Raw genomic sequence first — 12,752 nt, 5'->3', positions numbered from 1 at the left:
TCCTAAAGGGTGTCCGATGACGCGCGGGGAGGGCTGCCGGACCCTCCCTAAGGCTTGCTCCGCCACGGGTAGCTCACCCCGGTGAGCCGCTCCGAGGCCGCCCAGAGCCCCGCGCTCGCCCGGTCGTCGAGCGTCCACCCGGCCCGGACCGACCGCGCGGGCGCCCCGCGCCAGAGCATGATCCGCGGCCCGATGAAGTCGTCCGGCCGCACGCCGGGCGCGGTGGCGGCGTACAGCGAGGGCAGCGCCCCGTCCTCGGCGCTCTGCGCGACGGCGCGATTGAGCAGCTCCACGGCCCGCTCGGCCCAGGCGCGCTCCTCCATCCGCACTCCGGCGGTCTGGAGGTTGGTCGCGGCGTACCCCGGGTGCGCGGCCGCGGCCACGATCGGCGACTTCTCGGCGACGAGCCGCCGTGCCAGCTCGTGGGTGAAGAGCAGATTGGCGCTCTTGGACCGCCCGTAGGCGATCCAGCGGCGGTAGCGCCGGTCCATGTGCAGATCCCGCGGATCGACCGTCCCGAGGTAGTGCAGCCCACTGGACACGGTCACGACCCGCGCCCCGGCCCCGGCGGCGCGCAGTCTGGGCAGGAGCAGCCCGGTGAGCGCGAAGTGCCCGAGGTGGTTGGTGCCGAACTGCATCTCGAACCCGTCGACGGTGCGGCGCTGGGGCAGCGCCATGACGCCGGCGTTGTTGACGAGCAGATCGATCCGCTGCTCGGGAAGCTCGTCGGCGAACGCCCGGACGGAGGAGAGATCGGCGAGATCGAGCAGCTCCAACCGGACATCAGAGCCGGGAACTTGAGCCCGCATCAGTTCTTCGGCGGCCTTCCCCCGAGTGGCATCCCGACAAGCCAGCACCACCCGAGCCCCCCGCCGCGCCAGCTCGCGCGCGGTCACGAAGCCGATGCCGCTGTTGGCCCCGGTGACGAGGGCGATGCGGCCGCTCTGATCGGGGATGTCGTCGACGGTCCAGCCATTCCAGCCATTCATCTACGCTGCGCTCCTTCGCGATCCGGGGTGGTGCGGTGGAGATTGGTTACGGGCGAGTAGCTGCAATGGGGCCCAGGTTACGCCGGGCGGGGCAGTGGCACAGTGTTCCCATCCGACACGCTTTGTGTCTGATGTCACTTGCGATGCGTGCTCGCTATGGAGTCATTTGATGCCTTTAGCGTCATATTTCGAGTATGGACCGCGTGGTCCTGGCTGCCCTACGTTCCCTTGCACACGAGTTCGAGTGTTCTTCAAGTTCTGCGTGTTCGGCTCTGGGGAGGGCTGGGGGATGTTTCGTCATGCGCGCATGCGCGCATGCGCGCGTTAGGCGGCGCCGTCGCTTGCGGGATGGGTCTCGCGCTGGCGATCGGCGCGTTACCGCAGGTGGCGGCAGAGGCGGCGGCGCCACGGAGCACGGCCCGCGCACCGGGCGGCGAGGCGGACGGTTCGTTACCCGCCTCCTCCGAAGCGGAGGCACTGGCCCGGGCGAAGCGATCGGGCAAGAACGTGGAAGTCGCCTCGCTGCGCGGCGAGACCCGGGACGTGTTCGCCACACCGCAGGGAAAACTGGAAGCGCGCGTATATCTGCGCCCGGTACGCGCGAGAGTCGGCGGCGAGTGGAAGCCCGTCGACACGACATTGGCCAAAGGCGGCGACGGCAGGATCGCCCCGCAGGCCACGACCATCGGCGTGAAGTTCTCCGGCGGCGGTGACGCCCCACTCACGGAACTCGACCGCGGCGGCCGCAAATTGGCACTGACCTGGCCCTCGAAACTGCCGGCCCCTCGCCTCGCAGGCGACACCGCCACGTACCCCGAGGTCCTGCCGGACGTCGATCTGCGCGTGGCCGCCCAGCCCGACGGCTTCACCCAACTGCTCGTGGTGAAGTCGGCCAAGGCCGCGGCGAACCCGGAACTGTCGCAACTGCGCCTGAAGATGAGCGGCGACGGCCTCACGGTCCAGCAGACCGCGCAGGGCGGGCTGACGGCAGTCGACCAGGGTGCGGGCGGCGCGGTGTTCGAGGCGCCGACGCCCATGATGTGGGACTCGAGCCCCGGCCCGGCGACGCTCAGGAACAAGGCGGCCGCAAAGACCGCAGCCGGCACGGCCGTTGTCCCGGCCCCCGCCCGCCAGGAGCCGGGCCCCGGGGAGTCCGGCAAGCTCGGCCAGGTCGGTGTGAACGTCCCTTCCGGCGGCCGCGAACTCGTCCTCACACCGGACAGGAAAGTGCTGGCCGCCCCGGACACGGTCTACCCGGTCTACATCGACCCGCACTGGTACTCCCCGCGGTCCTCGGCATGGACCATGGCCTCGAAGTACTGGTCCGACACCCCGCAGTGGCAGTTCAACGGCAACAAGGACGCCGGCATGGGCTACTGCGACTGGGCCCACTGCAACCCGGGCGACACCAAGCGCCTCTTCTACGAAATCCCGACCTCGGAGTTCGCGGGCAAGAACATCATGTCGGCGGAGTTCGTGGTCCCGGAGACCTGGTCGGCCTCGTGCGACAGGAAGGGCGTGCAGCTCTGGCGCACCAAGGACATCTCGTCCTCGACCACCTGGAATTCCCAGGACTCGTCGAGCTTCTGGCTCAAGAAGCTGGGCGAGTACGAATTCGCCTACGGATACGAGGGCTGCTCGGGCGGGGATGGCGAGTTCAACGTCCTCGACGCGGTCAAGGAGGCGGCGGCGAAGTCCTGGTCCTCGCTGACGTTCGGCCTCAAGGCATCCGACGAGGACGACACGTACGCCTGGAAGCGCTTCTCCGACCGCGCGTACCTGCGCGTGCACTACAACCAGCCGCCCCCGCAGATCGCCATGTCCCAGCTGTCCATGGAGTACGGAGGCTCCTGCCGCATCCCGGAACAGGCTGTGCATGTCCGCAGCCTGGGCCAGGTCTACGCGAGCAACGTCACCGACCCCGACGGCGACGACGTGGCGGTGGAGTTCATGGCGGAGTGGGATGCCGGTGACGGCAAGGGGGACGTCCCCCGCTGGACACCCGGGCTGACGAGCTTCAAGAGGTCCGGCTCGGACTTCTCGATGACGTTGCCGAGCACCATCACGGTCAACACGTCCGTCAACTGGTACGTACGCGCCTACGACGGGGAGGGATACTCCCCGTGGTCGTACGCGGGATCGCCCAGCGGCTGCTACTTCGTACGCGACCCGAAGACGCTCCCGGCACCGAAGGTGACGTCCGGCGACTACCCCGAATCGAAGCCGTCGGGGACCGGAACCGGGCCCGACGGCGGCGCGGACGACCCGTGGTTCGACGGCGTGGGCAAGTACGGCACGTTCACTGTCGGCCCGGCGACGAAGGACATCACGAAGTACCTCTACGGGATCAACGGCGACGCCACCCCGAAGAACACGATCGAGACGACTGAGGGTGCCGCACGGGCGATCAAGGCCCTGCCGGGCGAGCCCGGGCTCAATTTCGTCACCGTGCAGTCGATGGACGCCGCGGGCAACATGAGCGAGCCGTACACCTACCGGTACAAGGTGCGCGCCGGGCAGCCGGAGCGTGCGGTGTGGTCGATGGACGACGGCCCGGACGCGACGCAGGCGCAGGGCTCGACCCCGCCCCGTACAGCACAGCTGCACGGCGGTGCGACACCCGGTACTGACGGCGGCGTGCAGGGCAAGTCGCTCTCCCTCAACGGGGCGGACGGCTACGCGAGCACGGACATCCCGGTGGTGGACACCTCACGCGGCTTCACGGTCTCGGCGTGGGCGAAGATGGCGAAGATGCCGAGCGAGACCGCGATCATCGCGGCGCAGCCGGGCAACCACTCCCCGGGCTTCGAGCTGTACTACTCCAAGGATTACGACCGCTGGGCGTTCAACCAGTACGGCGCGGATGCCGAGGGTTCGTTTCCGGTGCGGGTGATGCAGAAGAGCCCGGGTGGTGTGAAGGCGGGGGAGTGGACGCACTTGGTGGGCGTCTACGACAACGTCGCCGGGGAGCTGCAGCTGTACGTCAACGGCCGTCAGGAGGCGGCGGTCCCGTACAGGACGCCGTGGGAGGCGCGCCGGGGCCTGCAGATCGGTGCGGGCTCGTACAACGGCAAGCCGGCGAATTTCTTCTCCGGCCAGATCGACGAGCTGCAGATCTTCGACATGCCCGCCTCGGCGAACGAGGTCTCCCGCCTCTACGCGAAGCAGAACATCCGGGGCCCGGGCCGTCCGGCGCGCGCGGTCTTCTCCTTCGAGGAGGAGACGGGCGCCAAGGAGCTGACCGGCCACGCGGACGTGATGCCCGCGGTCTTCCACGGCGGCCCGAAGCCGGGTGCGGAGGGTGTGGACGGCAAGGCGCTGTCGCTGGACGGTGTGGACGACTACGCCACGGTGGACGCGCCGCACCTCGACACCACGGGCAGCTTCGCCGTCTCGGTCTGGGCGCGTCTGGCCAAGACCAAGCCGAATCGCGCGGCAGCGGTCCTGACGTACGCAGGTGCCAATGCGAGCGGTGCGGAGCTGTACTACTCGAAGGACTACGACCGGTGGGTTTTCAACCAGCACACGGCTGACGTGCCCAATCCCGCATTCAACAAGATCATCCAGAGCGCGGGCCCGGCACCCGAGGGCGGTGAGTGGGCGCACCTGGTGGGCGTCCGTGACACCGTCGCCGGGACCCTGACCTTGTACGTCAACGGGACGGCAGCGGGCACGGTGCCCATGACGAACACGGTGTACGGCAGGCAGCTGCAGATCGGCGCCGGGGTGTACTCGGGACAGGCCGGCTACTTCTTCCCCGGCGAGATCGACGACATCCGCCTCTACGACCGTCCGGTGTCGGCCCGGGAGGTGCAGCAGCTCTTCAAGCAGCGCGCGCTGGTGAAGGGGCGGTGGCAGTTCGACACGGCTGCCGGCAACCCACTGGTGTCCCCGGACGCGCTGACGGACAAGGGCGCGGTACGGCACGACATGACGCTGACCGGCAAGGCCGCGATCGGCGAGGGGCGAGTGGACACGGGGAGCTTGAGGCTCAACGGGGTTGACGCGGCTGCTTTCACGAACGGGGTGCCGGTCGACACCAGCGGCAGCTTCACGGTGACCGCGTGGGCGCAGCGGGTGGCTGACAGGCCGGGCCGGGCGATGACGGTGCTGAGCGCGGAGGGGAAGTACCAGAACGCGTTTGCGGTGCGGTACGTGCCGGGGACGAAGGGGCCGGACGACCAGGGCGCCGAGGGGCATGGGCGCTGGCAGGTGACGATGCCGGGGAAGGACGCGGAGAAGGACGTCACGGTCACGACGGTGGAGAACAGTGACTTCGGTGATGCGAGCAGCTGGAATCACCTGGCGGTGGTTTACGACGGCTTCACCAATGAGCTGCGTCTTTACGTGAACGGGAATTTGGAGCAGTTCTCCTGCCCGGCTGGCACCGCCGGAACGGTGTGCGCGGACCGGTCCTCCCGCACTGCCAACGCGCTGACGTTCGGCGCCACAAAGTCGCTCCAGGTCGGACGGGCCATGGTCAAGGGGACGGGCGATGAGTACTGGTCGGGCCAGGTCGACGACGTGTGGGCCTTCCAGGGGGCGCTGACCGGCAAGCAGGTCAAGCAGCTCGTCGCCGATGTCGACGGCACGCCCACGCGAGTACCGAACGACTGAGCCGGACGCGGTCCGGGCGCTGTTGCCGACGGCGCCCGGCCGGCATGACACGCCGCAATCACGGCTTCCGCAGCATCACGCCTGCCCTTCAGTGCATCCGTGATGCCTCAGCGAGGGATGACGAAGGATGAAACGCAGATCCAGATTACGTAGATCGGTATGGCAAGCCCGTATAGCCCTGACCGTCTCGGGCGTGCTGATGGGCACGCTCCTGCAAGGAGCCGGATTTCCCGCACCCGGCGGCAGCGGTATCGGCTTGGCCGGTTCACCCGTGCCGGGCAAGGCGGTCAGAAGCAAGGCGAGAACGGTCGATCAGACGCCCAAGAGCCCAAAGGAGCCTCCCAGGGCCGCTTGGGCAAAAGGTAAGAGCGCAGTCATCGACCTGGCCGCGCTCTCGAGCACCGGAGGGAACAAGCCCGGCAAGGCGTTGACCGCCGACGGCATGCCGGTAAGCCTCCTCGCAGCCCCTCAGAACCAGCACGCCGGCAGCCCGAAGGAAGGATTTGCCGCCGCTGCGCCCCTGGGCAAGGCCGAGCTGCGCGTCCTCGACCAGAAGGCCAGTCGAAGGGCAGGAATCAATGGCCTGCTGTTCTCCGTCACGCCCGATCGCCCGAAGTCTCATGAGCAGGCGGCAGACGGAATCACTGGCATACGTGTGGATTACTCCCGCTTCGCCCAGGCGTATGGGGGCGGGTATGCCTCTCGTCTGCAACTCTTCGAATTGCCACCCTGCGCTCTCACCACACCCGACAAGGCCGGCTGCCGGGCGGCCAAGTCAGTCCAGACCCAGAACGACACCGAGAAGCAGACGCTTACTGCCCGCAAGGTATCCCTGAGGGCAGGCGCGGCGACAGTACTCGCGGCAGCCCCCGCAGCATCCGGTGAAAAGGGCGACTACCAAGCCACTCCCCTCTCGCCGTCGTCACAGTGGAAGACGGACCTGAATTCCGGCGCCTTCAGCTGGTCGTACAAGATGCCGGTGCCTGACGTGCCCGGTGGCTTGAAGCCCAACCTGGGGCTCGACTACTCGTCCTCCTTGATCGATGGCCGCACCGGCAACACGAACAACCAGTCCTCCTGGGTGGGCGACGGATTCGATCTTTGGCCCGGCTTCATCGAGCGCCGCTACAAGGCGTGCTCGGAGGACGGAGAGGAACGAGCCGACGGCAACAAGCCCGGCGACCTCTGCTGGGCGTACGACAACGCCTTCATCTCCTTCAATGGCAAGACCGGCGAACTGGTCCCGGCCGGGGACAACCAGTGGAAGCTGAAGAACGACGACGGCACAAAGATCGCCCGCCTGGCAGGCAGCGAGCACGACAACGGCGACAACGACAGTGAGTACTGGCGGGTGACCACGCCCAACGGGACTCGCTACTACTTCGGGTATCACAAGCTCAACGGCTGGGCGAAGGGCAAGGACACCACGGACTCCACGTGGACCGTCCCGGTTTACGGCAACAATGCCGGTGAACCCTGCCACAAGGATGCCTTCAAGGACTCCTGGTGCCAGCAGGGCTGGCGCTGGAACCTCGACTACGCGGTCGACCGGCACGGAAACGCGGTCGCCTACTACTACGGCCAGGAGACCAACTCCTACGGACGCAACCTCGAGTCCAAGGACGGCACGTCCTACGTCCGTGGCGGCTACCTCAAGCGCATCGAGTACGGCCTGTCCTCGTCCGACCTGTATGCCAAGCCGCTGGCGAAGGTCGAATTCACCAACGCCGAACGCTGCCTCCCGCAAGACAAAGTGACCTGCGCGGAAGACACCATCGACGACAAACGGCAGTACTGGTACGACACCCCGTGGGACCTCAACTGCAAGGCCGGCACCGAGTGCGACAAGGGCCGTCTGGCCCCGTCGTTCTGGACCCGCAAGCGGCTGACCGACGTCTCCACGAGCATCCTCAAGAGCGACGGCAGCTATGCGCCCGTCGACTCCTGGAAGCTGGGCCACCGCTGGGGCATGGCCGACACGGACTACCAGCTCCTGCTGGACTCCATCGAGCACACCGGCCGGTCCGCCACTCCGGCGATCACGCTGCCGAAGACCACCTTCGCCTATGCGCAGCGACCGAACCGTCTCGACAGGACGGGCGACGGGAAGGCGCCGTTCATCAAGGAACGCCTTTCCACGATTGCGGACGAGACCGGCAGCCAGACAGACGTCACGTACTCGCAGCCGGTCTGTGACTGGGACAAGCTGCCCTCACCCGAGTCGAATACGACCCGCTGCTTCCCCCAGTACATCGGGGGCAGCGGCAACGCAGACCCGACCCAGCAGTGGTTCAACAAATACGTGGTCGATTCCGTCACCGCCACGGACCGCACGGGCGGGGCCCCGGACATGGTGACGCGTTACGACTACCTCGACGGTGCCGCATGGCATTTCGACGATGACGACGGGCTCGTCAAGGAGAAGTTCAAGACCTGGTCCCAGTGGCGGGGCTACGGACACGTACGGGTACAGACCGGCAGCCAAGGCGTCGGTGGCATGAAGACCCAGTCGGACACATACTTCCTGCGCGGCATGGACGGTGACAGGAAGACGACCGGCGGTGGGACCAAGTCCGTTGCCGTTTCTCTCGGTGCGGGTGAGGGAGACCCGCTCACCGACCACGAATCGGGCGCCGGATTCTCCTACAAGAAGGAGACCTACTCCGGGCCGGGCGGCAAGGTGCTCGCGAAGACGGTCAGCCGCCCGTGGCACCACGAGACCGCCAAGAAGGAACGCTCCTGGGGCACCGTCACCGCCAACTTCACCGGCACTGAATCCGCCCGGACGTACACCTCTCTCGACGACGGTGCGGGCGCGAAGTGGCGAGAGACCGCCACGGCCACCGCCTACGACGAGGCGACCGGCCGCGCAACCCAGGTGGACGACTACGGCGACGCGGCCACTACTGCCGATGACCGCTGCACTCGCACGACCTACGCGGACAACGCCGAGGCGAACATTCTGAGTCTGCCCTCCCGCATCGAAATAGTCGCGGCGTCCTGCAACGCCCCGGTCGTCGACCGGGCAAAGGCCGTCATCTCGGACGTCCGCACCGCTTATGACGGTGGCGCTTATGGAGCCGCCCCGACCAAGGGCGACACCACCAGTGTGGCCACCCTCAAGAAGCACGACGGCAATCAGGCCACGTATGTGGAGTCCGGTACCACTGTCGACGGCTTTGGCCGCCCTCTGACCGTCACCGACATCACCGGGGCTGTCGTCTTCGACACGGCGGGCAAGCTGATCTCCTCCGCCAAGCGCACGGATGGCCACACGATCAGCACGGCCTACACCCCCGACACGGGCTACGCCACTACCGTCACCATCACCACGCCCCCGGCCAAGGTCGGTGACGCCTCGACCGCGCAGACCAGCGTGACCACCCTGGACCCGCTGCGCGGGCAGCCGCTCGCCAAGACCGATGCCAACAACAAGCGGACCAGCTTCGAATACGACGCCCTCGGCCGCTCCACCAAGGTCTGGCTGCCCAACCGGCCCAAGCGCACCGACGGAGCGCCCAGCCTCGAGTACACCTACACGATCAGCGACGGGAAGCCGGTAGCCGTAGGCACCAAGTCCCTGAATAACAAGGGCGGACAGCTGACTGCGTACACCCTGTACGACGGCTTCCTTCGCCCCCGCCAGACCCAGGCCCCCGGCCCCGACGGCGGCCGTCTGCTCACCGACACCTTCTACGACGACCGCGGCATGACGGCCAAGGTCTTCGCCTCGTACTACGCGACCGGGGCACCGGCCACGAGCCTGTTCGCTCCGGACAACGCCCTGAAGGTGGAGTCGCAGACCTGGAACGCCTACGACGCACTCGGCCGACGAATCGAGTCCAAGCAGGTCGCTGGCAACAGCGACGCCGGAAAGGTGCTGGCCACCACTCGCACCATCTACGGCGGTGACCGCACCACCGTCATTCCGCCGGTCGGCGGTACGGCCACCACGACTGTCGTGGACGCCCGGGGCCAGACGACGGAGCTGCACCAGCTGCACGACCGCAGCGCGACGGCAGAAGCGGACATCACCCGCTACACCTACAACCCGGCCGGGAAGCTGGCACAGGTCACCGACCCGATGGGCAACTCCTGGTCGTACGAGTACGACCAGGCAGGCCACACCGTAGGCGTCAACGATCCCGACAAGGGCACCACGACCAGTTCCTATGACGACTTCGGCCGACTGATCTCCACATCCGATGCCCGGAAGAGCAAGAACATCCTCTTCTACGGCTACGACAATCTCGGTCGCAAGACCGAACTCCGCGAAGGCTCTGCGACCGGCACCAAGCTTGCGGAGTGGACGTACGACACGGTCCCTGGCGCCAAGGGACAGCCGGCTTCGAGCATCCGCTACGCGGACGGCAATGCCTACACCTCGCGGGTCGACGAATACGACGCGCTGTACAGGGCGACGCGCTCCAGCGTGGTCATTCCGGCTGCCGAGGGAGCCCTGGCCGGCACGTACCGTTCCGGCACGGTCTACGACCCGTCCGGCACGGTCCAGAGCGTGAGCTTCCCCAAGGCGGGCTCGCTGCCGGGCAATGCCGTCGTCTACATCTACGACGACATTCTGCGCCCCACCGAACTCAGCACCTTGGATGGCATCAGGGCAGCCGTCAGCAGCTACAGCCTTACCGGGTTACCGCTGCAATCCAAGCTGGACCGCAACGGCGCAAGATTCACCCAGGTCACCAACGGCTATGAGTGGGGCACTCAGCGCCTGTCCACTTCGCGGGTCGACCGCGAGAATGCCCGTGCCGCGGACAAGGCGGCCACGTACACCTATGACGAGGCCGGCAACGTCCGAGCCGTGTCCGATGCGGCATCGGACGGCATGGACACCCAGTGCTTCAACTACGACTACCTCAGTCGCGTCACCGACGAGTGGACCCAACCCACCGCGACGTGTGGCCCCGCCCCTGCCGGGAATCTGATTGGCGGCCCGGCTCCGTACTGGAACTCGTACACGTACGACCAGACCGGAAATCGCCTGACCGAAACACGGCATGACTTGGTCGGCAATGCCGCAAGGGACACGAAGCGCACGTACGCGTACCCGCCCGCCGGCAAGCCTCAGCCGCACACGGTGACCGCGGTCGAGATGAACGGCCCGACGGGCACGGCCAAGGACTCCTACACCTACGACCCGGTTGGAAACACGGCGACTCGCACGATTGCCGGCGACACCCAGGCATTGGACTGGGACTCTGAAGGCCATCTGGCCAAGGTTGTGGAGCCGAAGAACGACAAGACGGCCAAGGCCACCTCGTATCTCTATGACGCTGACGGTCAGCGGCTGATAGGCCGTACCGACATCGAGACCACTCTCTATCTCGGAGCCACCGAGATCGCGCTGGACAAGGGATCCAACAGCCCCAAGGTGACCAGGTACTTCGACCTGGGCAATGGGCAGCAGGCGGTCCAGAGCGACGACGGCAGCGCTTCCTTCATCGTCAGTGACCACCTCGGCACCGGTCAGCTGGCCATCGACAGCGGTGCTGTGTCTGCTGCACGACGCCGTACCACGCCGTTCGGAACACCCCGTGGCGAGCAGCCGGCGAACTGGCCGGGCAGCAAGGGATTCGTGGGCGGGACTGTCGACACCACGACGGGACTTACTCACCTGGGTGCTCGTGAGTACGACCCCTCAATGGGGCGCTTCATCAGTGTCAACCCGCTCATGAACCTGGGGGACCCCCAGCAGAATCATGGCTACACGTACGCCAACAACAACCCGGCCACGCTTTCCGATCCATCCGGTCTGATGCCTGCCGACTGCGTCGTCATCATCGGCGTCAGCTGCACGCGTCATGAGAACGGCAGTTGGGATGTGGTGGCGAATGAAAACTATCGCGGTAACACCCCTGAGCCCACTCAGAACGACTACGAGAGCGACTATCGGTTCAACGAGGCGCGCAACTACGCACATTGTGGTTGGTCTTCCTGCGGCAACATCTGGGATGTCCCGGAGCCGGTGCAGAAGAAACAGCAGGTGGACTCGTGGAAGCCTGATCCGACATGGCTAAAGGTCGTCAAAACCTTTGTCGAAGAAGCCCCGAAAATGATTGGGCCCGACACAGACGCATGGAAGGACTGCTGGAACTTCCAACTCTCGGGGTGTAAATGGGCTGCGGCTGACCTTCCCTGGCTCAAATCGGTGAAGCTTCTCAAAGAGGCCAAGGATGTCAAGAAGGTAGCCGACGCGGGCAAGGAGGTCTCGCCGCTGTGCCACAGCTTCCTGCCTGGAACGGAAGTCCTGCTTGCTGACGGGTCGAGCAGAAAAATCGAAGACGTCAAGACCGGTGACGTGGTCCTCGCTACGGACCCCGAGACAGGTGAGACAAGGCCGCGGGAAGTCGTTGCTGGGATTGTCACGGAGGACGACAAGGACTTCACCGAACTCACGGTGAAGACCGAGCAGGGCGAAGCGCATATCGTTGCCACTGACACGCACCCCTTCTGGGATGCAGCCCGGGCAGCCTGGGTCGATGCCGGCAAGGTGCATCCCGGCGCTCAGCTGAGCAAGCCGGACGGTGGCGTGACCGAGGTTGCGACGGTCAGCCACTTCCGCAAGCGTCAGCGCACGCATGACCTGACTGTCAGTGGTACGCACTCGTACTATGTGCTGGCAGGGGCTACGCCGGTCCTGGTGCACAATTGTGACCTCCAAGCGTATGCCGACAGCTTGCGCCCCGGGTTCAATAAGGTAGATGGTCCTTTCTTCGCGGCAAAATATACGTCCCCGTCAGGTGGAACTTACTTTGGTCACTCAGGTCATGGCCTGACGCCAACTCCCGATGGAGAGGTGGATTCGCTGGTTCGGCAGTTCGCGCCGGAGGGCGGTCGCTATCATGCGGGATGTGCTGAGACGATGTGTCTCATCCAGGCTGAGGCGGCCGAGGGTGCAGCCGGAGTTCGAGGGGGATCGTTCGAAGTGGTAAAGGTGAGGGGCTTGAATTCGCCACCCGGCGGCGCACACGGTACCCCCGCCAGTCCTTGCCTGACGGTTTGCCAGCCCAGGCTGCGGAATCAAGGAATAACCTTCCAAGGGGATTGACGTGAGTAGACAACACCTCCGGGTCAATCGATTCGGCTTCGCCGAATATGAAGACATGATCGAACTCTCCCGTGGAATGG

General features: G+C 66.2%; 3 protein-coding genes. 2 read left to right on the top strand and 1 reads right to left on the bottom strand.

The features are described 5' to 3' along the window. Window positions 1-47 precede the first annotated feature (47 nt). Window positions 48-989: an oxidoreductase gene (locus AC1Z4A_RS09115; RefSeq protein ID WP_483677370.1), complete on the bottom strand. Its 942-nt coding sequence runs from the start codon at window positions 987-989 to the stop codon at window positions 48-50. Between the two features lie 348 nt (window positions 990-1,337). On the opposite strand from AC1Z4A_RS09115, the gene AC1Z4A_RS09110 reads away from it, so the two are divergent. Together AC1Z4A_RS09110 and AC1Z4A_RS09105 are read left to right on the top strand one after the other, a co-directional pair. After that, entirely contained in the window at window positions 1,338-5,606 is a 4,269-nt protein-coding gene (locus tag AC1Z4A_RS09110) for a LamG-like jellyroll fold domain-containing protein (protein ID WP_483677369.1), read from the top strand. A 199-nt stretch (window positions 5,607-5,805) separates the two neighbouring features. Further along, window positions 5,806-12,672: an RHS repeat-associated core domain-containing protein gene (locus AC1Z4A_RS09105; RefSeq protein WP_483683542.1), complete on the top strand. Its 6,867-nt coding sequence runs from the start codon at window positions 5,806-5,808 to the stop codon at window positions 12,670-12,672. Window positions 12,673-12,752 lie beyond the last annotated feature (80 nt).

This window comes from Streptomyces sp. 17_S59, assembly GCF_056930295.1.
Note: the sequence above shows the minus strand (reverse complement) of the source record. Positions and strands in the feature narration are given on the sequence as shown.